This window comes from Staphylococcus sp. 2S1 (genome assembly GCF_046721335.1).
Taxonomy (GTDB): Bacteria; Bacillota; Bacilli; order Staphylococcales; family Staphylococcaceae; genus Staphylococcus; species Staphylococcus equorum_A.
The window spans coordinates 195,517-222,018 of record NZ_JBEUUJ010000003.1 but is presented as its reverse complement, the minus strand read 5'-3'; the positions used below and the strand labels follow the sequence as shown (position 1 = coordinate 222,018).

Below are 26,502 nucleotides of genomic sequence, written 5' to 3'. Positions count from 1 at the left end.
AATCAAAATTTGATTTCATACATCCACCTCTACATGGCTGACTAGAACAAGGCATGCAAGAACTGAAACGTTTGCATAAGAACTTGAAACAAGTGTATTTAAATGTCAGCCAGCTATTGTGAAATATCTAATTTAAACTTTTAATACTTAACCTACATAAACATCTTGATAATCTGAATTTTTTTCAATTACTGCTTCAGCAAATGGACAAGATGCAGTCACTTTTAAATTATTATCACGTGCATAATCTACAACTGCTTTAACTAATTTCGAACCAATGCCTTGTCCGCCAAATTCTTCTGGAACACCAGTGTGATCAATATCAATTTGATTATCACCTTGTTGTTTGAAAGTAATTTGTGCTTGTGGGTTATTTTCGTCATCACCAATGTAAAATTTATTGGTACCTTGTTTAATATCAGCCATTATTATCACTCCTATTATAAATGTATTACTTACTAAATATCACGTTTTGCCGAATGTTAAACAATTTACAGTATGAATTAACATAGAAGTGATAAAGTTGAGTATAGAAAATATAATGATTAAGCGAAAACCATTGAAAAATATGTAAAATAAGTTTATAGTTTTAACGGAACAATTTCGATTTGGAGGAGCGTTTTTTTGAAAAAAAGTATACTGTTGATACTGACATGTGTATGTGCTGTGTTACTCAGTGCGTGCGGAGATATTAATAAAGAAGAAAAAAAGACGTCAGTTCTAAAAATAAACTAAAAATATATACGACTGCATTTGCATTCAAAAGCTTTACCGAACAAATCGGTGGCAAATATGTGGAAGCAGAATCTATTTATCCACCGGGCGCTGATATGCACTCATTTGAGCCTACGCAAAAAGAGATGATTAATATTGCCAAAGGTGATTTGTTTGTTTATTCAAGTGAAGATATGGATCCAGTCGCAAAAACAATTACAAATTCTATCAATAATGATAATTTAAAATTGCCCTTAGCAAAAAATTTGAGTGAAAAAGATTTTAATGCTAATCATGAACACGAGGAAGCAGAGCATAGCCATGAACATGAAGGCCACGAACATGAAGAAATAGCACACGAACACGAAGGCCATGAACATTCAGACAAAGCAGATGAACACGAAGGCCATGACCATGGCAAAAATGATCCTCATGTGTGGCTTGATCCAGAGATGAACAAAATATTCGCAAAAGAAATCAGAGATGATTTAACGAAAAAAGATCCTGAACACCAAGATTATTATGACAAAAATTATCAAAAATTAGTTAAAGATATTGAAGCTATTGATGAGCAAATGAAAGCAATTACTAAAGATACGAAACGAGATAAAGTAGTTATTTCACATGATTCGATTGGTTATTTAGCTAACAGATATGGTTTTGAACAAGTGGGTGTCAGCGGTATGAATAATGAAGAACCAAGTCAAAGAGATTTGATGGATATTGTTAAAAACATTAAAGCTACAGGACAGCCCTACGTTTTATATGAACAAAATATTTCTTCTAAAGTAACAGATGTCATTCAGAAGGAATCTGATTCGACACCATTAGGTTTCCATAATATGGCGACCTTGTCTAAATCCGAAGCGGATAAAGACAACATTTCATACCAATCATTGATGAAAAAAAACATAAAATCATTGGATAAAGCTTTAAACGATTAAAAAGTCAAAGTCAAAAAGCCACGAAAGAATGCTGTTTTAGCGCATTTCTTCGTGGCTTTTTAATATTATTATTCAAGTCTATGACTGATGTGTTTAGTCATATCTTATATAAGATACAGTGGTATTATAATATTCATCAAGACCATGAATACCATCAGCGCCACCTAAACCAGATTCTCTCCAACCTGCATGGAAGCCATTCACGACTTCTTCAGCTTCACAGTTAGCATAAACTTCGCCAAATTTAAGACGTTCTGTAGCAGTCATTATTTCTTTTAAATCTTCAGAAAAGATAAATGACGATAACCCGGCATTAGTATCGTTTGCTTGTTCAATAGCGTCTTCAAATTCATTATATGTCACAATCGGTATGACAGGACCAAAAATTTCTTCTTTAAATGCACTATCTTGTGGATTAACTTTATCTAAAATAGTTGGTTCATAAAAATAGCCGGCGCCATCCACTTTATGTCCGCCTGTAATTAAGTCAGCACCATTTTTGATAGCATCTTGTACTTTGTCATCAATGCTATCAAGTTGTTGTTGATTAATAATAGCACCATAGTCCGTATCCTTATTGAATGGGTCGCCAACTTTAAGTTGTTCCATCTTAACTTTTAATTTATTGATAAATGTATCGTGAATTGCTTCGTGTACAAAAATACGTTCTGGACATGTACATACTTGACCAAGCATTGTTTACTCTTGCAGTAACGATATAGTCAACAGCTTTATCTAAATTAGCGTTAGCAGTGACGAGTGCGGGGGCGTTACCACCAAGCTCTAAATTAACCTTTTTAACTGTACTAGCACTTTCAGCATAAACAGATTTACCCGCACGCATACTACCAGTAAGAGAGATTAATTGAATGTCAGGATGTTGTGCCAATTGAGTACCAACTGTTTCGCCTTTACCTGGTAGGATTTGTACAAGGCCAGCAGGTATTGTAGATTGGCGAATAAGTTCTGCAAGTTTAAGTGTAATTAAAGAAGTTGCTTCACTAGGTTTAATCACTACCGAACAGCCAGTAACGATAGCCGGTATGACTTTTCTCATTAATACCATAATTGGCGCGTTCCAAGGAACAATGCCAGCAGTAACACCAACGGGTTTTTTCGTAAGTAAAATAGTTTCGTTTTCACGACTGTTTTGTAAAACCTCACCTTTGTTACTCATACTTAAGCTAGTCATATAATCGATGAACTGAATCGCTTTATCAATTTCACCCTTAGCTGAAGCAAGTGTTTTACCTTGTTCTTTAACGTATAATTCTGCCAATGTATCTTTATTCTGTTCCAATAATGGAATTAATAATTTTACATGATCAAGCACGCGTAGGTTCAGGTACTTTTTCCCATTCTAACTGAGCGTGTTTTGATTTTTCTACTGCATCATTAACTTCTGATTCTGTTGCGAATGAAATTGTATCTATTACTTCTTCCGTAGCAGGGTTAATTACGTCTGCTGTGTCAGTTGATTTACTTTCGATAAATTCATTATTGATAAATACTTTGTTCAATTATGACACCTCCATCTAGTTCCTTCTACCACTGAAGTGGTTTTTAAAAACGAAAATGAGAGAAATAATATTATTTTGTATAATAATTAATGAGATATTTTAATTTACTTTTGAAGTGAAAATAAGTAATGAAAATGACTTTTAGTCTTAAATAAGAGCATAAAATAGATGTTTTATTTATTTTGGTATATTTTTTATACTTATCTGTTGACTATGTTATTGAGAGGTGTTATATTTATCTCGAATTCGAAACAAATTGAAAGTTGGTGACGTAATGAACCGTACAAAAGAATCATTAAATGCATTCATTGGATTAAACCGAACGGTAGACTTTTTGGAACAAATTGTAAGGACAGACGTTCAACGTTATGGCTTAAATCTTACAGAATTTGAAGTAATGGAATTATTGTATAACAAAGGTGATCAACCGATACAGCGTATTGGACAGAGAGTATTAATTGCTAGCAGTAGTATCACATATGTTGTAGATAAATTAGAAGAAAAAGGTTTTGTAATCAGAATACGTAATGAACAAGATAAACGTGTTACCAATGCTTCGCTTACCGATCAAGGACATGCATTGATGGATGATATATTTCCAGAACATGCGGCAACGTTAACATCAACATTCTCGGTACTTACCGATGAAGAAATGACCACATTAAAACAAGCTTTGAAAAAAATAAGTGCTCAATCCACGTAGTGTAGTAGCACTTTTAAAATTTAGTAAAAATTACTTCGAAATCGAGATAAATTATAAAAAATAAGGAGTTTTATTATGACAAACAATCAATTATTAGGTATCCACCATGTAACTGCGATCACTGACGATGCAGAAAGAAACTATAAATTTTTCACAGAAGTATTAGGTATGAGACTTGTTAAAAAAACAGTAAACCAAGATGACATATATACGTATCACACATTTTTTGCAGATGATGTCGGTTCACCAGGAACAGATATGACATTTTTCGATTTTCCTAACGTGCCAAAAGGGACTGGTGGAACAAATTCAATTTCACGTTCATCATTTAGAGTTCCAAATGATGCAGACACTTGAATATTATGAACAACGTTTTAATGACTTTGAAATAAAACATGATGGCATACAAACGTTATTTGGCACAAAAGTTTTACCATTTGAAGAAGTGGATGGTCAAAGATACCAACTTGTATCAGATGAGCATAATACAGGTGTTGCACCGGGTACACCATGGAAAAATGGACCTGTACCAACAGATAAAGCTATTTATGGATTGGGACCAATCGAAATTACAGTTAGCTATTTTGAAGATTTCATCAAAATATTAGAACAAGTCTTTGGCATGAAAGTGAAACATGAAGAAGATAATGTTGCTTTATTAGAAGTCGGTGAAGGTGGCAATGGCGGTCAAGTAATTTTAAGAAAAGATGCTGAAGGACCAAGATCGCGTCAAGGATATGGTGAAGTACATCATGTGTCATTCAGATTAAAAGATCATGAAGCAATTGAGCAATGGATGGAAAAATATAAAGAAATGGGCATAGGTAATTCTGGCTTAGTGGATAGATTTTATTTTGAAGCTTTATATGCACGTATCGGTCATATATTAATTGAAGTATCTACAGATGGCCCAGGTTTTATGGGTGACGAACCGTATGAAACACTTGGAGAAAGTCTAGCACTGCCACCATTTTTAGAAGAGCAACGTGAATATATTGAATCAGAAGTCAAACCATTTAACACAAAACGTTAAAGCACTCGCATTAAAAAAGTGTAAAGGTAAATAATTAGGGGGAACAATTATGGAAGCAATTCAACACATTCATCATATTTCAGCAATTGTAGGTAATCCAGAAGAAAATATTCAATTTTATAGAGATATATTAAATTTGAAATTAATTAAAAAGACAGTGAATTTCGATGATCCGTCTACGTATCATTTATATTTCTCGAATGGTAACGTCGATAATGGAACGATATTAACGTTTTTCAATTGGCCAAATGCACATAAAGGTCGTATTGGTGCGGGGCAAGTTGAAAGAATTGCGTTTAGAATTCCAAAAGATGCTATTGCGACTTGGGAACAACATTTACAAGAAAATGATATAAAGGTAGAAAGAACACAGTTATTTGATAAAGAAACGCTAGAGTTTGATGATATACATGGTTTGCCATTGGCACTTGTTGAAGGCGAAACAAATACAGGTAATGACAAAGATATTATTGGTTTTCATGGTGTGACGCTGTTGTCTATGGATCCAACAGCGACTGCCCGTACTTTAACAACTGATATGGGGTTGTCTCAAGTAAGTGAAAATGATGATTATCTCCATATTGAAACAGCTGGAGATTGGCAACATCATGTGATGGTTAAGAAAGTCGCACCGAAAGAAAATGTACGTTGGGGTGTTAGCGTTGTACATCACATTGCTTGGTCTGTACCTACAGATAAAGACCATCGTGGTCGGCAAGTAAAAATGACAGGAAAAGGTTATCACGTAACAGATGTTAAAGACCGCAATTATTTTAATGCAGTTTACATGAAAGAACATGGTGGTATCATTTTTGAATTTGCGACAGAGGGTCCAGGATTTACTGTTGATGAACAATTTGAGGAACTTGGTACACATTTGATGTTACCACCTCAGTTTGAAGATAAAAGAGAAGAACTTTTACGCCATTTACCACCAATTAGAATATAGTGGTTTATTATAATAGTGATTTTACACATTAGCAGGTTGAATGAATATAATACAACAATAAAAGGAGCTGTCGATATATGGAACACATTTTTAAAGAAGGCGAAGCAAACGCACCTACATTTATTTTATTACATGGTACAGGTGGGGATGAAAAAGACTTGTTACCATTAGGTGAAGTATTGAATTCTAAATATAATGTATTAAGTGTTAGGGGAGAAGTTTCTGAAAATGGTATGAACCGTTACTTCAAACGTCTAGGAGAAGGAAAATACGATATCGAAGATTTAGAATATAGAACAGAGCGCTTAATTACATTTTTAAAAGAAGCGGCTGATAAATATAACTTTGATTTAGCTCAAGCCATACCAGTAGGTTTTTCAAATGGCTCAAATATAGCGATTAGCATGATGTTACATGATAATATTACATTTAAAAAAGCATTGTTATATGCACCACTTTATCCTGTAGATTTAGTGAACAATAAAGATTTAAGTGGTGTAGATGTATTACTCTCTATGGGAGAAAATGATCCAATCGTTCCTGTAGAAGCTAGTAAGAATGTAATTGATATTTTTGAAAGCCGTGGAGCAAATGTAACGCAAGTTTGGGTGAACAGTCACGAATTGACTCAAGCAGGTATTCAAGCGGGCCAAACAGTATTAAATCAATAATTTAGCAAGAATTAGAAGGCATAAACTTCATGTGTGTAAAATAGCGCATGCAGTTTATGTCTTTTTTTATTTAGAGGTAATAATAACTAGATTTAAAATACATAAAAAAGAAGAGTCTAAGACAAAATATATGTCTCAGACTCGATTATTACCTAGTCAGCTGTGCTCGGACTGGTTTCATACGATGAAATCTTGCTAGGAAAAATAGATTCCTATCCCACTCTCCAAAGTGGTGGAAATATTCGATTTTGACTATATCTTATAAAAGTGATTTTCTTTCGGAATATAGATGATCAAATATGTGTTATTCGGGTTTGTTTTTAAGTATCCCTTTAATAAATATCGGAATTAATAGAATGAAACCGAAAATACCCATAATAGGGAATACTTTGCCTATCAATTCGATAAAACCAATAAAAGTTGTAGCAAAAGTAATGATTGCCATTACGATAATTAAAATGTAATACGATTTACTATAAGGTTCAGTAAAGCGTGAGGCAAATGCATACATTAAACCTACAACTGTGTTATAAATAACCAAAATCATAACGATAGCCATAAATACACCAATAAAAGGAGAAATATTATTTGCTAGTAATAATGATGGGAGTGCAACGCCTGTAATTTGAGCAAACTCTGTAACCATTCCAAGATTGAGCATTAGCAATAAGAAGGTGATGATAATACCACCAAAAATACCACCCCAAATAGTGGATTTCTCAAATTTTAAACGTCCGCCCATTACTGAAAGAAAGCTAAAAGCAGCAGCAATTTGTAAACTACCATAATTGATTGCGTCGAACCACCACCAGTTGTCTGTACGGCCTTCACTGTTTGCATAGTTGTCAGCAGCCTCAAAATTAAATTGGCCAGTTGAAAAATAATATATTGCAATAATTGTTACTATTAAGACTAAGAATGGGGTAACCATACCTAATACAGTAATTAAGCGATCAAATTTTAAAAATAGTGTTAATAAAATAACTAAGATTAATAAAAATGAACTAAGACCATAGGGAATATCAAAACTTTCATTAATTGTAGATACGCCACCTGCAGTCATAATCATTGCTAATGCAAATAAAAATAATGTTAATATGATATCAAATATCGTAGCAATTGTACGAGGTAAGTAAAATTTAATCGGTTCTGTATGACTATGTGAACGCAGACGATAACCTGTGTTCAGCACAAAAACCCCGCCAACAGTAATAATCAAGCCAGTAATAAAAACACCATAAATACTAAAATTACCGTTACTTGTAAAAAATTGGAAAATTTCTTGCCCTGTAGCAAAGCCAAGCACCTACTACAACACCGACAAATGCAAAAGCAACAATAATAATTTCTTTTAATTTATTCATATTGTTTGGAATCCTTTCATGACAATTCATTATCCGAATTAAGTTATGTTATATAAAAAACATCACAATAGTTAATTCTACCTTAAAAAGGAAGAGAAATAAACACGAAAGTTTATTTGGTGTAGACATATGTATATCAGGAACGTACTTTATGAAGCGTTTCGGAATAGCGCTACGATTAAAGTGAAATATGTGTGGGTATATAGTGAAGGTCATTTTAGTGCGTTAAACTTAAAATTTTGGTAGTATGTTTTTCTGTTAATGAATTTTTGAAAGAAAGCATAAAAAAGTTGTTTGATATTAAAAATAGAGAGAGGGAGTTATGTGACTTTACTAAACTTACCGTTAATGTTGCTTATCGTTATATTTTTAGCGCTTGGCATTTTCAGCCAGTGGTTTGCTACCAGAATTAAATGGCCATCGATTGTCGTCATGGCCATCGTAGGGTTACTTGTAGGACCAATATTTGGTCTGATTAATCCTCAAGAAAGTTTAGGACAAGAAGTGTTCAGTCCATTAGTATCATTAGCTGTAGCAATTATCTTATTCGAAGGAAGTAGTAATTTAGACTTTCGTGAATTAAAAGGTATTTCCAAGGCAGTGATGCGTATCATTACTATAGGAGCTACGATTGCTTGGATCTTAGGTTCTATTGCCTTACATTATGTATTAGGATTCTCATGGGCAATTTCACTCGTCTTAGGCGGTTTATTTTTAATAACGGGACCTACCGTAATTCAACCGTTATTAAAACAAGCTAAAGTTCGAAAAAGTGTAGATTCAATATTAAGATGGGAAAGTATCATACTTGATCCTATTGGCCCTATGTTAGCGCTCGGTGCTTTTTATGTGTTTCAAATATTTGAACAGGGCTTTGAATTGCAAATTATATTGAGTTTCGTCTTACGTTTCTTAGTAGCTGTGGTCATCGGTTTTGGTGCATCATACTTATTTATGTGGCTGATTAAACGTGATTTAATCCCTCAAAATCTCATGCCACCGATTCAATTAGTCTTTATTTTATTAATATTTGCTATATGTGATGAAATTTTACCAGAATCTGGATTACTTGCAGTTACAATTTTCGGTTTAATGATGGCACGCATGAAACGACACGATTTAATATTCAAAGAATCTGATCATTTTATTGAGAACACGTCATCAATCATGATTTCAACGGTATTTATTTTAATTACATCTTCTTTAACATTAGAAGTATTAAAAAGTGTCATGTCGTGGAAATTATTTATTTTCTGCGCAATCATGATTATTTTAATTAGACCGATTTCAATTATACTGGCTACGATAAATACAGAAATTTCAAAACGTGAACGTGCGATGGTGTCTTTGATGGCGCCACGTGGTATTGTCGTTCTTACTGTTGCTCAGTTTTTTGGGGGCTTATTTGTAGAGAAAGGTACACCGATGGCTGAATTCATAACGCCAGTTACTTTTGGTTTAGTGTTTATTACCGTAGTGATTTATGGTTTTAGTTTCTTACCATTGAGTAAAGTGATGAAGCTTTCAAGTACAGAACCACCTGGTGTAATCATTGTAGGGGAAAGTGAATTTGCTTTTCATCTCGGTGCAAAATTGAGAGAACATAATATTCCAGTTATGGCATTTAATTTATTTAAAAATACGTCTCAACGGTCACATGATTTAGATTTTGAAATTTTTGAAGGCAATTTACTGTCTAGTAATGATCGTATTTATGCAGATATGACACGTTACAACAAATGTTTACTTATGACGCAATCATTTGTATTTAACAGTCTAGCATTTAATGAATTAGTCCCAGAATTTGGTTTGAAAAATGTAGATATGATGCCCGTGTCATTTAGTGATGAACATGCACGAAGTAATGTGGATGGGCCAATCAAAAATCATATTCTTTTTGATTGGAATTTTACATCACGTTGGTTTAACCGTTTTATTAAAGATCACAATATTATAGAAATACCAGTATCTTGTAAAGATGAGTTAACTGAAAATGATATGATACTTTATCATATCGGCGATGGTAAAGTCGTAACATTCAAACGTGGTAATAATAATCCTGTAGAATCAGAAAAAGGGATGATTGGTTATTTGAAAGACGCTTATTTACATCAAAATATATAGAAAAAATCCATTTGCGCAATGTTTTATTGTTAGCAAATGGATTTTTTATGCGTTTATTGAGTTGTTTTAATTTACGAAACGGTCATGCATTAACTCTTTTAAGATATCAATTTTTTCTTGGATAGTTTGACCTGAATTCGTATCACGTATTTTTTTACGCTGTAATTCTTTATCTACGACGCGGCGAATCGAAAGTTCGTCGGCACCGTTAAGTAGAACATGCTTTTTCGAATTAAAATGTTTATGAGCCACAAGCCGCATACCGAATGAGTTATAAAGTAAGGTATAGCCTGCGATACCGGTCGTTGATTGATAGGCTTTTGAGAAGCCGCCATCGATTACAATCATTTTACCTTCTGCTTTAATTGGATTTTCACCATCAATTTCTTTAACAGGGGTATGTCCGTTGATAATATGGCCTTGTTCTGGATCTAATCCAAAGTCTTTCAGCATTTTTTTACACATATCTACATCTTCACGTAAATAATAATATGGGTTTTTAGCTTCTTTATGTGCTGATTTATCACTAATAAAGTAACGTTCAAAAGTTGTCATTGCTCGTTTACCAAATAATGAAGAATATTTGCCAGTCCATAAATACCACACGAGATCAGTTGCTAAGTCATCTTCAATTTCTTTATTATCGAATGCTTTTCTTACGTGAGTTTCAAAGTAGTCTAATAAGTTTCGACCATAACGTTTTTCACCGTCTATCGTCATAGATTCCATTTCACCATTTTCATCTACAGGAATGCAACCATGGATAAGTAAATTACCGTTATAAGGCAAATAGAGCTTGCCTTTTTGCATTAAGAAAGTCATATGACGTTTTAATTTTTCTGATTGTTGAACAGATAATAATAAATTGTTCATCACTTCTTCTTCTTCTTCAAGTAATTTATTAGGGTCTTCTGGATCGATTGTTTGGAAACAAGTATTTTCTAACGTGTAAGTCTTGCCATACAATGTAGCTTCATTTTTTGCATAATCGATACTTTCTAACACTAAACGTTCTTCCATTTCGAATGCTCGGGCGACGTTTAATAATAGGTGCTTCTAATTTAAACTGTAAGATTGCGATAGCTTGGTGTATTTTCGTGATTTGTTCTAATTCTGCTTGGGTTAAATCCTGAGGATTTTTAGGTTGAAACGCTTTGTTATTACCATCATAGTACTTTTCAGCAAGTGTTAATAATGGGCGCAAATTAATACCATAGGCATCTTCAACGATATCTAAGTTATTGTAACGTGCGCAAATACGCAGTAAATTAGCTAAACAAACCTTAGAGCCCGCATATGCTCCAATCCATAAAACGTCATGATTACCCCATTGAATATCTACTGAAGGATAGTCAATCAGTGTTTCTAAAATTTTATCTGGTTCTGGGCCACGATCATAAATATCACCTACAACATGTAAATGATTAACTACTAAATGTTGTATAGTAAATGATAAACCGATGATTAAATCATCAGATTGTTCAAGCTCTATGATTTGATTGATTAATGTTTCGTAATAGGAATGTTTATTATTGTATTTATTACTTTTATACAGTAATTCTTCAATAATGAAGACATAGTTTTTAGGTAAAGATTTACGTAATTTTGTACGTGTATACTTTGATGATGCATATGTAATCAATTTAATTAAACGATTAATTGTAGTTACATACCACTCATCTAATTCAGCTTTAGAAGTAAAATTGTTTTTTATTAATTTTATTTTTTCTTCTGGGTAGTATACGAGTGAGGAAAATTCATTAATTTCTTTACGTGTTAAAGTATCTTGGAAAATGTCGTTAATCTTTGACAGTACATTCCCAGACCCATTACGTAACACATGTTGGAAAGCATGGAATTCACCATGTAAATCACTGACGAAGTGTTCTGTGCCTTTTGGAAGTTCTAAAATAGATTCCAAATTAATGATTTCTGTAGCCAATTCTTCCTTTGAGTTGAATTGTTCTGAAAGTAAGTCTAAATATCTGTCCTTTACGCTCTTATCCGTTGTTTTACACATGATTTATGTCACTCCAGTTGTATAATTTTTGTAATGTTTTGTATTACAGCTATGTAAAACGCTTTCATTATATAGTCTATATTGTAGCATTATTTTGAATTGTTATGTCCATTTCTTATTATATTATTAACTGTACATAAATTCTAAAAAATGGCTTAGTCATGTATAAACGATAGCAAATATATATAATGGAAAAGGTCGATTATCACAAAAAATAATGTAAAATAACATGTTACTCAAATACAGTTAAAATGATATTAATATAAAAGTTGTGGGAAACATACATTATTTTGAATTGGAAAGTGTGATTATAAGCACGAAAAGAGAATAATTACACCTTTAATTTTAACCGTTAAAAACGCTTGTATAACAGCATTTATAGTGTCATAAAGACCTTTTAATAAAAAAAGACCAAAAAAACTTCTCATAAGTGGTTTAAAATTCCATTAATTTTTGTATAATGAATGCATGTGACAAAATCATATAATAAAAGGGAGTTTGTTCAATGTTTACATTGGGAGCATCATTACAGAGTCAAGTAGACCCGAACTGGCAAACGTATATTATGCTGATTATTTATTTCATTGTTTTATTGGGCATAGGTTACTATGGCTTTAAACAATCGACAGGCAATGTCAGTGAATATATGTTGGGCGGCAGAAACATTGGTCCATATGTAACAGCACTATCTGCAGGTGCATCCGACATGAGTGGTTGGATGATCATGGGACTACCTGGGGAAGTTTATACTACTGGGCTATCAGCAGCGTGGTTAGCGATTGGTCTAACTATAGGGGCATACATAAACTATATTGTTGTAGCACCGCGTCTCCGTGTATATACAGAGAAAGCTGGGGACGCCATTACGCTACCAGATTTCTTTAAAAATAGATTAGATGATAAATCTAACTCTATTAAAATAATTGCCGGGGCAATTATTGTCGTATTCTTTACGCTTTATACTCATTCTGGAATGGTTTCAGGTGGGGTGTTATTTGAAAGTGCATTTGGTATGAACTATCACTTAGGTATGATAATCGTAGCGACTATTGTTATTGCATATACATTCTTTGGTGGATATTTAGCCGTATCATTAACAGACTTTTTCCAAGGGGTCGTTATGATTATCGCTATGGTAATGGTACCGATTGTTGCTATGATGCAATTAAGTGGACTTGATACAATATCACAAGCAGCAGCATTAAAACCTACGAACTTGGACTTGTTTAAAGGTACAACAGCGATAGGTATTATTTCATTCTTTGCTTGGGGCTTAGGTTATTTTGGTCAGCCGCATATTATTGTACGTTTTATGTCTATCAAATCAATCAAACAAATACCAACAGCAAGACGTTTTGGTATTGGTTGGATGGCAATCAGTTTATTAGGTGCAGTAGGCGTCGGTCTTACAGGTATCACATTTATCAATCAAAGTGGTACTGATATACAAGATCCTGAAACACTATTCATTTTAATGGGACAAATTTTATTCCATCCGCTTGTTGGTGGATTCTTACTTGCTGCTATTTTAGCCGCAATTATGAGTACAATTTCTTCACAATTGTTAGTGACATCTAGTTCATTAACAGAAGACTTTTATAAATTATTCCGTGGTGAGAAAGCAACCAAAGAACATCAAAAAGAATTTGTTATGGTGGGACGTTTATCAGTAATCGTTGTAGCACTTATATCACTTTGGATTGCTTGGACACCAAACGACACGATTTTAGGTCTTGTAGGTAATGCATGGGCAGGTTTTGGTGCAGCATTTGGACCACTTGTACTATTGTCATTATATTGGAAAGGCTTAAGTCGTACTGGTGCAGTGAGTGGTATGTTATCAGGGGCAATTGTAGTAGTTATATGGATTGCGTTTGTTAAACCACTTGGTGAAATCAATGATTTCTTTAATTTATATGAAATCATACCAGGCTTCTTAACAAGTTTAATTGTAACGGTTGTAGTAAGTAAATTTACTAAAAAACCTGAGATTGATGTTGAAGCTGATTTAGCAGATGTACGTCAAACTGTTAACGATGCTAAAAAGCAAAAATAGTACATAATTTAAATAAGGGGTTTAAATTATGACTACAAAATTAAACAAATAAACTAAATAGTGATTGTGGAATCACCATTTAGTTTAAAGCGGGAGAAATTATAGATTATAAAAGACTAACTTCAAAGGGGGAGTTAGTCTTTTTTATTGATTAAATTGACTTCAAAATATGATGTATTTCGATTTATTACTGAATGATACTTTTTTGAATGATTGATATAAAGCATGCAATGTTTGCGATATTGAGTTTGCGGTAATTAATAAAGATAATGATTTCCTAGGAGGATTAAAAGATGGTTACTGTAAATGCTATAATGAAGATTGACCCGTCAAAGCGTGATCAGTATTTAGCACTAGTAGAACCACTTGTATTAGCGACTAACAAAGAAGATGGCGCATTGTATTATGCACACTTTGAACGCACTGATGAGCCTAATACATTTGCTTTTATTGAACAATATGAAAATGAAGAAGCTTTAGAAGTGCACAATGGTACAGAACACTTTCAACACTTTTTCAAAAAAGTTACGCAATATTTGATTACTAAACCAGATATTCAAGTTTCTCAAACTAAATAAAAGACTATTTCAAAATAAGAGTCTAAACTTACGTAATCTTGTGAGTTTAGACTTTTTATTCCTTTTTCCTAGGGTTAATTAAGACACTAAGCTGTTGTAGTGTAATATAATGGTGTATAATTTCATATTGGAAGCAATTATAATAAAAATACCCCTATTTTTTAAAAGTGCGTAATACGTTTTAGTAAGGAGAGAAGAGATAATGTTGTATCAACACGGTACACTAGGTACGTTGATGGCAGGTTTGTTAGAAGGCACTGCTACGATTAACGAGATTTTAGAACATGGTGATTTAGGTATAGGAACGCTAACTGGCTCTGATGGTGAAGTTATTATATTAGATGGTATCGCATATCATGCTAATGAATATGGTGAGTTCAAACAATTAGAGGGTCACGAAATGACACCATTCTCTACAGTTACCCCTTTCAAAGTAGATAAGCAATTTGATGTTCGATATATCACCGACTCTGAAGCTGTGTTGAATGAAATCCAACGTCAAGCAACGAGTAATAATATATTTATAGCTGTCAAAATCACCGGTAAATTTGAAATGATTCATGCCAGAATGATGCCGAAGCAAGAGAGACCTTATACAAAATTAATAGAATCAGCTAAAAAACAACCTGAATATACGAAAGAACAAGTACATGGCACGATTGTAGGATTTTATTCTCCACAATTATTTCATGGCGTCGTCGCAGGAGGATTTCATTTACATTTTGTGGATGAAAATAAAACGTTTGGTGGCCATGTCTTAGATTTTGAATTTAATAGTGGTTCTGTAGAAATTAGTAATATAGAAACACTTGAACAACACTTTCCTGTGAATAATGATGAATTTTTAAAAACAGATATAGATTATTCAAGCGTTCATGAAGATATTAAAGAAGCAGAATAAATCATTGAGTGCTATAAAAAGATTTTTCACATCATACAAACAATGAAATGATTTATAATAATTTGGCTATGAAATTATCCAATCAAATACGGCAAAATATTTTTAGAAAAGTGTTAAAATGGTGGAGTGATGTTTTGAGTTGGACATATGTAGCTTTACGATAATAAAAAATATTGAATTGTTAGTAAACTGAGATAAATAGGCTACATGTGCTTACGATCTAATGAGACTGAGATATAAATACAACATACTACGTTGTAAATGTAAATTTGAGATTACACAGTAGTTGTCTGATATCTAAATGCACTTGTATCAAGTTTTAAAGAACTAATGCTTCATGTATGAAGGCTAGTAGTTCTTATGCAAGAGCCTCAGCTCTTGTATTCCTTTATCTAGTCAGCCTTGTGGGGGTGGGAATACGAAATCAAATTTCACATTTTTGATTTCTCTCTCTCTCCCATTTTTATATGTGCTTTTTAAATACTAAAATTTGTAGGGCGCATACGTATTAAACTAATAAAAAAATAAAATATTAAAGGAGATGAACACCAACATTGGTTAAATATTTAAAGTCACTTGTTCGATTTAATACCATGAAAATCGATGTTGCTAAAGGTTTAAGACAAGCTATATTAATGTTTATCCCACTCGTTATTGGTTATTTAATGGGTCATCTTTCTACAGGATTATTAATATCTACTGGTACTTTAGCACATATATATGTATTTGGTGGGTCATCCAAATCGAAACTACGTATCGTATTTTTCTCATCGATAGGGTTATCTATTGCAATGATATTAGGTACGCTCACAGTAAGCCAGCCCACTTATCTTTGGTGTATTACTACTTATTGTTACGGTGATTCCGTATTATATATTTAGTTCGTTGAATATACCTGGACCTTCATCGACATTCTTTATTGTTGCTTTCAGTTTACCTTTTAACTTACCTGTAGCTCCAGAAGAAGCCTTATATAGAGGGCTTGCTATGTTTGTTGGGGGATTATTAGCAACATTAATTGTTACTATCCTTATAGTAATCTCAAAAGAATCTGCAGAATCAAAAGCTATTAAAAACGATTATAATATCATTAAACAACTTATTTATAATTTTGATGATCCGAAAGCATTTGCTAAAGCATCACAATTCGCAGTGACTGCTTTTAGAAATTCAGACACTCAGCTGATCACTTCCAGTACTGCCAAATCTAAAGAGTCACCCGAATTTCAACGTTTGCTGTTACTTCATAATACGGCGCAAGGTATTCATTCAGAATTATTAGAGCTGAATGAAAAGAACACACGTCCATTACCTAAAGAAATCAAAGAAATGGCAGATTTTGTAATTAAACTTGTATATTCTGAAGGTGATATTAAAAAACAATGGACAAAAGCAGTGGAAATTGATGACCAATATCAAAATCTCGTTGATAATATATTCAAAGTCGATGCAATCATGAATGCAGGTGATGAACGTGTAGAACATGAAATTGATATTCGTGTTCCTATATACGGACATCGTATGTTAACAAATTTAACACTGGATTCATTTGTGTTTAGAAATACATTACGCTATACAGTTATTATGGCTATTTCAATTTTTATAGCGCTTATGTTTGGTTTTGAAAAAGCATATTGGATTCCTTTAAGTACACATACAGTACTATTAGGTTCAACAACGTTACATAGTTTTGAGCGTGCTTGGATCTAGGGGAGTTGGTACAATTATAGGTGTGCTTGTATTATCTCTTATTTTATTATCGACGCCGCCGTTACCAATTGCGATTCTCTTGTTAGCTGCAGCAGCAGGTGTGACAGAAGTGTTTGTGGGGGCTAACTATTCATTCGCTGTTATTTTCATAACGATTCAAGTGATCTTGTTGAACGGTATAGCAACAAACCACTTAACAATTTTAATTGCGTTGCCACGTGTGATTGATGTAATTGTGGGTATTGCAATTGCTGTTATTTGTTTATTGATAATAGGCAGAAAGACAGCGTCATCCATGTTACCAAGCAACACTTGCAGACGTTGCAAGAGACGAGGCAGTATTATTCCATTACTTGTTTGCAAGTAGTAAATATTCATCACGAGAACAAGACAAACAAGAAATGCTTCAGTTAAGTGTGAAACTCAATAACATGAAGCAAGTATATAACAGCGCAAACGGTGAACTGTTTAGTAATAAGATGGTCATACAGTATTATTATCCGAGTATTTATGCCCTAGAAGAAATTAGCTTTATGCTTACAAGGGCTTTGAGTAATGAAGAAAGATATCATATAGATGATGAAACAATGGGCGAATACTTACTTATCTTTGAAAATATAGCAAAACATTTTGAAAGAGGTTCGCATATTAAAGTCCAAGAAATACCAGAACTACCTCAGTATATACACATTAAAACATCATTGATGAGTATTCAGAATAACTGTATGAATGCAAGACAAAAAGTGAATTTAGCACAAGTTTAAAAAGCAAGCCAACCCTATGATGAATGAAATCAAGGGTTGGCTTGCTTTGTTTTTTATTTATTTTAAGGTGTCAAACAAGTTTTCAAGTGCGAAAGGGAGTCTGATGTTTGTCTGAGGTAAGACTGCCCTTAGTGATCTTGTTTATTTTCACCTTCTTGTTCTGCTTTCTTTTCTTCCTCTTGTTTTTTCTCTTCAATATCTTTCTTAGCTTCAGTTCTTTTCTGTTCTTGTTGTTTTTCTTGGTCTTCCATTTTTTTATAACGTTCTTTTTGTCTAAACCCATAAGTACTTTCTAATATGAGTTCTTCATTGTTTAAACCAACACCAATTGCACCGGCAACTGTTGATATAGAAGTAGCAAACCAAGCAAGATTTATATAAGTGATTAACGTTGCGGGGCCACCCATTTGTAAAGTTTGGCCTAAATAGCCTGAAGGCAAGACTACAAGAGTAGCAATTAAGAATAAAAAGAATAATATTATATAATAAATGATAAGTGAAACAGTTAGCGTTAGTACTGTCGTCAAATTATATAACATTGTAACTCTTTTATTTCTACTCTCTTTTTTCGATTCCCATAAATGGTGCGCTACAATAATCCAAAACATCATGCCAAAAATGGCGACTACCATCATGAGTAACATACGCCAAGATGAATAAACATAACTTAAATTCCACATCGTAGTAAAAACGATACCGAAAGCACCAGTAGTGAATGCTATGGCTACGACATTACTTAAGCTACTGAGCATGTTTAATGGATTGTTTGCAAATGTCATACCACTAATTAAACGGAAAGAACCTTTTGTATTAGATGAAACAAAATAATGTGTATGTTTGGAATTTGTATCTTCCAAATATGCTGTACGTGATTTTAAAGTTGAAAGTGGAAATTGTGATTTTAATTTTTCTTGACTATCTTTATCGTGGTTACTATTTTTTTGTAAATCCTGTGAATGATCCATATTTACAGTTTCAATAATTCCAACTATAGATTTTTGTATACGTTTTTGAACTGGTCGCCAACCGTAGGAAGGGACGGAAATTAAACTGGCACCATTACTTTTATTGATATCAAAAGCGATTACATTATTATCTTTAATAATAGGGAGGTCAGTAAGTCCTATCGTATATTGCCAATTATTATTATTTTGGTAGTTAGCAATTTTCTCGAATATTTCTTTGGCGGTTTCTGCAGAACCGGTGAGGGGATCAACAACTGTATTGATTTTCCATTCGATATCTTTAGCAAAATAATTTGATAATACCTCTGATAAGTTATTTTCAAGATTGTGAGCGATTTTTTCTGTTATTCCTGGCGCCGCTACTAATCCAATTTCAATCGTTCTATTTGTCATTGGAATCCTCCTCACTGTGTGACAGTTTTTGGCCATTATTGTATTCTGATGCTTGATTAGAACTATTAGTGTTATCGTCGTCTTGTTCTAGTTCTTTATATCTATAATATTGTCTGAATGAATATGTTACACGTTTGATTTTTTCAGCATTTTCAACCGTTGAACCCATGGCACCAGCTAAAATGCCCAACGAAGTTATAAACCAAATAAGGTTAATATAGTTGACGAAAGTTGGCTGTTTTTCATTCAAAGAAGTCCAGCTAGAAAAGATCTCTGGTGGTACAAATAATAATGTGCTTATTGTGAGTAATATAAATAATGCAACAAAATTAAAAATGGTAATAGCGAATAATGTAGTCAATGTCGTGAAATTGTAAATGAAACGATACGATTGTTGTGTCTTTGGATTTGGGCGCTCCCATAAATTATATGAATATATTAACCATCCGACCATGCCGCTTATAGATAATAACATGAGTAGAATAAAGCGCCAGTATTCATAATCTAAGCTCAAATCCCATGGTGTTGAGAAGATTGCGATATATGTTCCAGTTGCAAAGGATACTGAAATAATTTTTTTGAAATCTAAAATAGCAGACCAAGGTTCATTAGAAAAAGTCATGCCTAAGATTAAATGAAACCAACCTAAAAATGATGTTTTAGAAACAATACGCTTTCTATTATCTTGTTTGTTATCTTCATTTGGTATAACTTCATTGAATTTTGTTAATTTAAAATACTTTGATTTCAAAAGGCTTTTATCTGAACCTGAAGTAAAAAAATATTTAACAATAAATGTAATGAAATGACGTAGCTTGTGTTTTAAATTCACAGCACCTAATGCTGGAACCGATAATAATGCTGTTTTGTCGTCTAGGTTTATATCACAAATTACAGTTTTATTATTAGATAAGCTTGGTAAATCAGTTATACAAATTGTGTAATCCCAATTCTTTTGTTTTTTAATATTTGATGCGATATCTAGTGCTTTATCCATATGTTCAGCAGTTCCAACCATTGAAGCGACATGTGTTTCAAATTCCCAATTCGTTTTATCATCTACATGGTTTTGGATATCATCAGCTAGATAATCGGAAATCTTGTTTATCAGTTTATGTGGCATGTCAGGTGAAGGAATTAAACCTATTGTTATATTTGTCATTATATCCCTCCTTTATAAATAGTGTATGAAATGATTAGATTCATACTTTAATTCCCGTTCGTTAAGGAAATTAATCATTTTTAATGAGTTTGAGTTTTTAATTGAAAGTGTATATTACTTTGTTTGTAACTTTTTAGTAGTGGTAAACAATAATTAAGACGAAGAATAAATTATAACGTAGGAGGTTGAAGTTAATGCCTTGGACAATGAATGATTACCCACAAAGTTGGGAAAACATGGAAAAACTAGAACTTAAAAAAGCAATAGATATTGGAAATGCGATGCTTAAAGATGGTTATAAAGAAGATAGAGCAATACCAATTGCGACGAAACAAGCTGAATCTTGGTATAAAGACGCTTCTAAAAAAGAATTAGATGAATTGAAAAACAAGAAAATAACTAAACATGAAAAAGATGATTCAGCGAATCCTAAATTAAATAATAAAGATGTTCACGTTTATTTTGAAGATAATAAGTGGAAGATTAAAACGGAGGGTGCTAAGCAAGCTTCCGATAGTTTTGATAAGAAAGAAGACGCCATGAAACGTGCACGTAATATTGCCGATAACAGATCGACAGAAGTGAGAGAACATAAGAAAGATGAATAGCATTCAAATATTCAGTTTTCTAGTCATCTTTGCCGGGGTGGGACAACGAAATCTCATTTAAAAATGAGGTTTCTGTTCCACTCCTTTTTTTAAATATATTTTAGTTTTGAAAACAAAACAACGATTTTTTAAAAGTGTAGTTTATCACATTTGAAGTATCTTTTTATTTAGTTAATAAATGGGAATTAGCTATAATGTAGTTTAAGTAGATTTTTGGGAGGAACGAAATATGTATATTGAACGTAAACCTTCGTTAAATATAGACAATTTGAAGGAAGAATTTAGAGCGAGTATAAAAAATATCAATAATCAAGAAGATGCATTTGATATGGTAATAGGGTTTGTTGCTTTAGAACAATTATACTCGTCAGCGCTTAAGGAAATTAGTACTAAGTTAGATATCTTAGATGACAATTTTCAACAAATGTATAAACACAACCCAATTCATCATATGGAACGTCGTGTTAAAGAAATGAGAAGCTTAATTAAAAAGTTAAATCGTAAAGGATTAGAGATAAGCACAACGTCTGCTAAAGAAAATATACTAGATATCGCAGGTATTAGAGTGATATGTAATTATATTGATGATATTTATGTTATAGAAGAATTATTACTCAAACAAGAAGATGTGAAGCTCTTGAAACGTAAAGACTATATTGGAAATCCTAAAGATAATGGATATCGTAGTTTACATATCGTTGTAGCCATTCCAGTATTTTTAGCTAATTCAGTAGAAACTGTGCCTGTAGAAATTCAAATTAGAACAATTGGTATGGATATGTGGGCAAGCTTAGAGCATAAAATACGCTATAAAAACACTGAAAATACTGAGAACCATAGAAATGTATTAAAGCAATGTGCAAACGAAATAACAGCGGTTGAAAGTAAAATGCAAAATATACATTCTGAAGTCTTCGATAATTAAATAAGGCTACATTAAAGTTGAAGCTCTAATTTGTTGTGGCTAGGGACGGGTGTCGTGAGCTTCACCCATCTTAATGCTTCAAATTTTTTATGAAAGTAAAATAAATATAATAACCGATATGCCAGGTTCAAGTCCTGCCATGTCGGTTTTTTAAGTTGAAAAGAGATAAAAATATCATTTGCAAGCGTTTGCAAATACTGAACTTGTGTATTACTATACTTGTATACAAGTATATCGTATTGATAAAAGAGGTGATGTCATCATGAATTATAAATATCCAGAACAATGGTTAGAAGGTGTCTCGAAAGGTGAAATGATTGCTCGCAGAGATTCGTTTAAGAATTGTTGAGGGCACAATAACGCCAGATACGTTATTGACGGAGAATCAAATTGCTAAAGAATTTAATGTTAGTCGATCGCCAGTTAGGGATGCATTTAAATTATTAAAGCAAGATCAATTGATACATTTAGAAAGAATGGGCGCAGAAGTATTGCCTTTTGATGATACAGAGAAAAAAGAACTTTATGATTTAAGAATAATGTTGGAATCATTTGCGTTTAGTAGAATCAAAGCTTTGAATAATGAACAGATTGTTAAAGAATTACGTAAACAATTAGAAATGATGAAAGTGGCAGTTAAATTCGAAGATGCAGAAGCATTTACTGAACATGATATGAAATTTCATGAAGTAACCATACTCGCTTCAAAGCACCAATACTTAAAAAATTTTTGGAATAACTTAAGACCGGTAATGGAAGCACTGATACTATTGTCAATGCGTACACGCATGAGCGAGAATCCAGAAGATTTTGAGCGCATTCATCGTAATCATGAAGTGTTTATAGAAGCGGTTGCGAAGCAAGATGCTCGCAAAACTTAGAGAAGCATTCCATCTCAACTTTGATGATGTTGGTGAGGATGTTGACAGTTTCTGGTTAAATTAATGTTTTAACCCGGTAAAGAAGTAGGAGGAAAAATCATGAAATACATGATAGGTGTCGATATAGGCACAACGAGTACGAAGTCAGTACTATACGATGAAAAAGGTCAATTTATAATGAAACACAATATCGGTTATCCATTGCATACACCGAATGTGGAAATTTCTGAAGAAAACCCAGACGAGCTATTTGATGCAGTGTTAATGACAGTTAAGTATGTAATGAGAGAAGCTAATATCGCTAAAGAGGATCTCAAATTAATCTCCTTTAGTGCACAAATGCACAGTTTAATAGCAATGGATGCAAGTAATCAACGCTTAACTGAAAATTTAACTTGGGCAGATAATCGTGCAAGCCAATACGCTGAACTAATTAAAAATGAACATAATGGTAATGAAATATATCAAAGAACCGGCACACCAATCCATCCTATGTCACCATTGGCAAAAATATTCTGGATGAAGCACGAACAACAAGAAATATACAAACAAACTGCTACATTTGCTGATATTAAGACATACATTTTCTACCAATTATTTGAGCAATTTGTTATAGATCAATCCATGGCATCATCTACAGGAATGCTTAACTTAGAAACATTATCTTGGGATAAAGAAGCGCTCGAATTGTTAGGTATTGAAGAAACACAATTGCCAGAGGTTGTACCAACAACGCACATTTTAAAAGGTATGAAACATCGTTATGCAACATTGATGGGCATAGATGAAAATACACCAATTGTGGTTGGTGCAAGTGACGGGGTACTTTCCAATTTAGGTGTGAACGCATTTAAAAAAGGTGAAGTCGCTGTGACGATAGGAACATCAGGAGCGATAAGAACAGTGATAGATAAACCACGTACAGATTATAAAGGACGTATTTTCTGTTATGTGTTAACTGAAGACCATTATGTTATAGGTGGTCCTGTGAACAATGGTGGTGTTGTATTACGTTGGCTTCGTGATGAATTATTAGCTAGTGAAGTAGAGACTGCAAAACGTTTAGGCGTCGATCCGTATGATGTGTTAACTAAAATTGCTAATCGAGTTAAACCAGGTGCAGAAGGGTTGATTTTCCATCCATATCTCGTCGGTGAACGTGCACCATTATGGAATGCAGATGCTAGAGGTTCATTCTTTGGTTTAACACTAACACACAAAAAAGAACATATGATTCGTGCTCGCGTTAGAAGGTGTACTTTATAATCTTTACACCGTATATCTTGCGCTAATCGAAGTGATGAATGAAACGCCATCGACAATTAAAGCAACAGGCGGTTTTGCGAAAAGTGAAGTGTGGCGCCAAATGATGGCAGATATTTTTGATACGAATTTAATTGTACCTGAAAGTTATGAAAGTTCTTGTTTGGGCGCATGTGTATTAGGAATGAAAGCACTTGGGGAAATTGATGATTTTTCTATTATCGAAGAGATGGTCGGTACTACAAACGAACATAAACCAAACCAAGATAATGTAAAAGTGTATCAACAACTCGTTTCCATATTTATCAACTTAAGTCGATCATTAGAGGATCGCTACGCAGAAATTGCAACATTTCAACGTGAACATATGACAGAGGACAAACCATAGCAAAACGATATAGATATAACCTTTAAAGAGAAAAGTGACAAGTAAACAAGCGACACTCACGTTATGAAAAACTTGTCACATGCTCTTTAAAATTTTAATTATGAAAGAAAGCGTTACCATGATTGATTAGTTACATGTCTGTTAAGTTCTAATTCAATCTTTAATTTGAAAGGGGAGAACGATGATGTTTGAAACAATTTGGCCATTGATTACGGTGGTAATAGGAATTATCGTATTATTATCACTTATTATTTTCTTGAAATTAAACACATTTATTTCATTAATTATCACATCAATTGTGACAGCAATTTTACTAGGTATGCCTTTAGATAAAATCATTGAAACAGTAGAAAATGGTATGGGAAGTACACTAGGACATATTGCATTGATCTTCGGATTAGGCGCTATATTAGGGAAACTACTCTCTGATGGTGGGGGTGCGACACGTATTGCCGACACGCTCATCGATAAGTTCGGACCTAAACATGTACAATGGGCAATGCTTGTAGCTGCGTTTATTGTAGGTATTGCCTTATTCTTTGAAGTAGGTTTAGTATTATTGATTCCTTTAGTATTTACGATTGCTAAACGTGCAAATGTTTCACAATTGAAATTAGGTTTTCCAATGGTTGTGGCTTTATCTGTAACACACGGATTTTTACCGCCACATCCAGGACCAGTGGTTATAGCTAAAGAATTAGACGCAAACCTAGGTCATGTATTACTTTACGGTATGATTATTGCGGTTCCAGTTACAATTATAGCTGGACCATTGTTTAATAAAATTGCTCAAAAAATTGCACCAACAGCTTATACGCGTGAGGGTGATATATCAGCCTTAGGTGCACAAAAAGAATTTTCAGAAGAAGAAATGCCAGGATTCGGAGTCAGTTTATTAACTGCGATTTCCCCTGTTATTTTGATGTTGTTATCAACAATTGTACAATTAATTACAGGACATGAAGAAGCTACCAATGGCTTTGAATCATTTATTTACTTTATTGGTACTGCGGCTACGGCAATGCTTATCGCGGTATTGTTTGCAATCTTTACTATGGGTATAAAACAAGGACGCAAAAACTCAGAAATTATGGATTCAGTATCTAATGCGATTTATCCAATTGGGATGATGATCTTAATTATTGGTGGTGGCGGCACTTTCAAAGAAGTGTTAATTGAAGGTGGCGTTGGAGATACGATTGCTACATTATTTGAAGGTACAGAAATGTCGCCGATATTCTTAGCATGGCTAGTTGCTCGCAGTACTTCGTATTGCACTAGGTTCATCAACAGTAGCGAGCAATATCATCTACAGGTATCGTCTTACCATTGTTACAAGTATCAGATGTTAACGTTGCGCTCGTTGTTCTTGCCATAGGTGCGGGTAGTGTTATTTTATCTCACGTTAATGATGCAGGTTTCTGGATGTTCAAAGAATATTTCGGTTTGACTGTTAAAGAGACTTTCTTAACGTGGTCATTACTTGAAACTGTGATTTCAGTATCTGGTTTAATCTTCATACTTATACTTAATATGTTTGTATAAAATAGAAAGACAATTTGTCGACAAAGTCTAACGACTTTGTTGGCATTTTTTTATGCACGCTTTCTGCGGGCACAGCCTCAGCTTGTAGTCTTCGGCTAGTACTTTATTAACGAGGCAGGAGTTGGGCCAAATAATTGCCGTTTTAAACTAAAATAATCTCATGAGTGAACTCATATAAAAGCAAACACATATAAAAAATATAACTGGAAAAGAGAAAAAAGATTAACTTAATATCTATTAAAATTAAAAAATGAAATTGATGAACAAAGATAATCTCAATAAAGGAGTCCTTAATAGTTAAGAGGCTTTTTATGTAATTTA

At 33.3% G+C, this 26,502-nt stretch carries 12 protein-coding genes and 9 pseudogenes; 15 read left to right on the top strand and 6 right to left on the bottom strand.

All coding sequences use genetic code 11. From position 1 onward, the window contains the following. Nucleotides 1-147: 147 nt before the first annotated feature. Entirely contained in the window at nucleotides 148-426 is a 279-nt protein-coding gene (locus ABLV90_RS01420; protein WP_069817142.1) for a GNAT family N-acetyltransferase, read from the bottom strand. A 198-nt stretch (nucleotides 427-624) separates the two neighbouring features. Between ABLV90_RS01420 and ABLV90_RS01415 the strand changes: the two are divergent. Further along, nucleotides 625-1,658 (top strand): annotated as a pseudogene (locus ABLV90_RS01415) (metal ABC transporter solute-binding protein, Zn/Mn family). 93 nt (nucleotides 1,659-1,751) lie between these two features. On the opposite strand, the pseudogene aldA reads toward ABLV90_RS01415, so the two are convergent. Next, nucleotides 1,752-3,178, bottom strand: a pseudogene (gene aldA, locus ABLV90_RS01410) (aldehyde dehydrogenase). A gap of 274 nt (nucleotides 3,179-3,452) precedes the next feature. Here aldA and ABLV90_RS01405 point away from each other — a divergent pair. From ABLV90_RS01405 to mhqD, 4 genes and pseudogenes are all read left to right on the top strand, one after another. Continuing rightward, nucleotides 3,453-3,881, top strand: coding sequence for a MarR family winged helix-turn-helix transcriptional regulator (locus ABLV90_RS01405; RefSeq protein WP_069817135.1), 429 nt, complete (start codon nucleotides 3,453-3,455; stop codon nucleotides 3,879-3,881). A 75-nt stretch (nucleotides 3,882-3,956) separates the two neighbouring features. After that, nucleotides 3,957-4,914, top strand: a pseudogene (gene mhqE, locus ABLV90_RS01400) (ring-cleaving dioxygenase MhqE). Between the two features lie 49 nt (nucleotides 4,915-4,963). Continuing rightward, the gene (locus ABLV90_RS01395; protein ID WP_460871989.1) at nucleotides 4,964-5,863 is read left to right on the top strand and encodes a VOC family protein; all 900 of its coding nucleotides are present in this window, start codon (nucleotides 4,964-4,966) and stop codon (nucleotides 5,861-5,863) included. 77 nt (nucleotides 5,864-5,940) lie between these two features. Next, the gene (gene mhqD, locus ABLV90_RS01390; protein WP_427706395.1) at nucleotides 5,941-6,534 is read left to right on the top strand and encodes a methylhydroquinone degradation carboxylesterase MhqD; all 594 of its coding nucleotides are present in this window, start codon (nucleotides 5,941-5,943) and stop codon (nucleotides 6,532-6,534) included. Between the two features lie 304 nt (nucleotides 6,535-6,838). On the opposite strand, the pseudogene ABLV90_RS01385 reads toward mhqD, so the two are convergent. Beyond that, nucleotides 6,839-7,898 (bottom strand): annotated as a pseudogene (locus ABLV90_RS01385) (hypothetical protein). Nucleotides 7,899-8,246: 348 nt separating this feature from the next. Here ABLV90_RS01385 and ABLV90_RS01380 point away from each other — a divergent pair. Beyond that, nucleotides 8,247-10,022: a cation:proton antiporter gene (locus ABLV90_RS01380; protein ID WP_460872850.1), complete on the top strand. Its 1,776-nt coding sequence runs from the start codon at nucleotides 8,247-8,249 to the stop codon at nucleotides 10,020-10,022. 66 nt (nucleotides 10,023-10,088) lie between these two features. On the opposite strand, the pseudogene ABLV90_RS01375 reads toward ABLV90_RS01380, so the two are convergent. Beyond that, nucleotides 10,089-12,042: pseudogene (locus tag ABLV90_RS01375) on the bottom strand (fructose-1,6-bisphosphatase). Between the two features lie 505 nt (nucleotides 12,043-12,547). Here ABLV90_RS01375 and putP point away from each other — a divergent pair. The 4 genes and pseudogenes from putP to ABLV90_RS01355 all read left to right on the top strand — a co-directional run bounded on the left by putP (nucleotide 12,548) and on the right by ABLV90_RS01355 (nucleotide 18,051). Next, nucleotides 12,548-14,098: a sodium/proline symporter PutP gene (gene putP, locus ABLV90_RS01370; RefSeq protein WP_460871988.1), complete on the top strand. Its 1,551-nt coding sequence runs from the start codon at nucleotides 12,548-12,550 to the stop codon at nucleotides 14,096-14,098. A 293-nt stretch (nucleotides 14,099-14,391) separates the two neighbouring features. Further along, on the top strand, nucleotides 14,392-14,676 hold the full coding sequence (locus tag ABLV90_RS01365) for a putative quinol monooxygenase (protein ID WP_460871987.1): 285 nt from the start codon (nucleotides 14,392-14,394) through the stop codon (nucleotides 14,674-14,676). A gap of 202 nt (nucleotides 14,677-14,878) precedes the next feature. Next, nucleotides 14,879-15,577, top strand: coding sequence for an acetolactate decarboxylase (gene budA, locus ABLV90_RS01360; protein ID WP_460871986.1), 699 nt, complete (start codon nucleotides 14,879-14,881; stop codon nucleotides 15,575-15,577). A gap of 593 nt (nucleotides 15,578-16,170) precedes the next feature. Continuing rightward, nucleotides 16,171-18,051: pseudogene (locus tag ABLV90_RS01355) on the top strand (FUSC family protein). 128 nt (nucleotides 18,052-18,179) lie between these two features. Here ABLV90_RS01355 and ABLV90_RS01350 read toward each other — a convergent pair. Both ABLV90_RS01350 and ABLV90_RS01345 read right to left on the bottom strand, forming a co-directional pair. Continuing rightward, a complete protein-coding gene (locus ABLV90_RS01350) occupies nucleotides 18,180-19,409 on the bottom strand; it encodes a 5,10-methylene-tetrahydrofolate dehydrogenase (protein ID WP_460871985.1) in 1,230 nt (409 codons plus the stop codon). After that, nucleotides 19,399-20,571 carry a hypothetical protein gene (locus ABLV90_RS01345; RefSeq protein WP_460871984.1) on the bottom strand — a complete coding sequence of 391 codons (1,173 nt, stop codon included), beginning with the start codon at nucleotides 20,569-20,571 and terminating at the stop codon, nucleotides 19,399-19,401. Before ABLV90_RS01345 ends, ABLV90_RS01350 begins: the two co-directional genes overlap by 11 nt. Before the next feature lie 194 nt (nucleotides 20,572-20,765). On the opposite strand from ABLV90_RS01345, the gene ABLV90_RS01340 reads away from it, so the two are divergent. The 5 genes and pseudogenes from ABLV90_RS01340 (at nucleotide 20,766) to ABLV90_RS01320 (ending at nucleotide 26,181) form a co-directional block, all read left to right on the top strand. Then, entirely contained in the window at nucleotides 20,766-21,179 is a 414-nt protein-coding gene (locus ABLV90_RS01340; RefSeq protein WP_427708058.1) for a DUF2188 domain-containing protein, read from the top strand. A gap of 229 nt (nucleotides 21,180-21,408) precedes the next feature. Continuing rightward, a complete protein-coding gene (locus ABLV90_RS01335) occupies nucleotides 21,409-22,104 on the top strand; it encodes a GTP pyrophosphokinase (protein WP_427706417.1) in 696 nt (231 codons plus the stop codon). Between the two features lie 262 nt (nucleotides 22,105-22,366). After that, nucleotides 22,367-23,049: pseudogene (locus tag ABLV90_RS01330) on the top strand (GntR family transcriptional regulator). 35 nt (nucleotides 23,050-23,084) lie between these two features. Continuing rightward, nucleotides 23,085-24,636, top strand: a pseudogene (gntK, locus tag ABLV90_RS01325) (gluconokinase). Nucleotides 24,637-24,820: 184 nt separating this feature from the next. Then, a pseudogene (locus ABLV90_RS01320) lies at nucleotides 24,821-26,181 on the top strand (gluconate:H+ symporter). Nucleotides 26,182-26,502 lie beyond the last annotated feature (321 nt).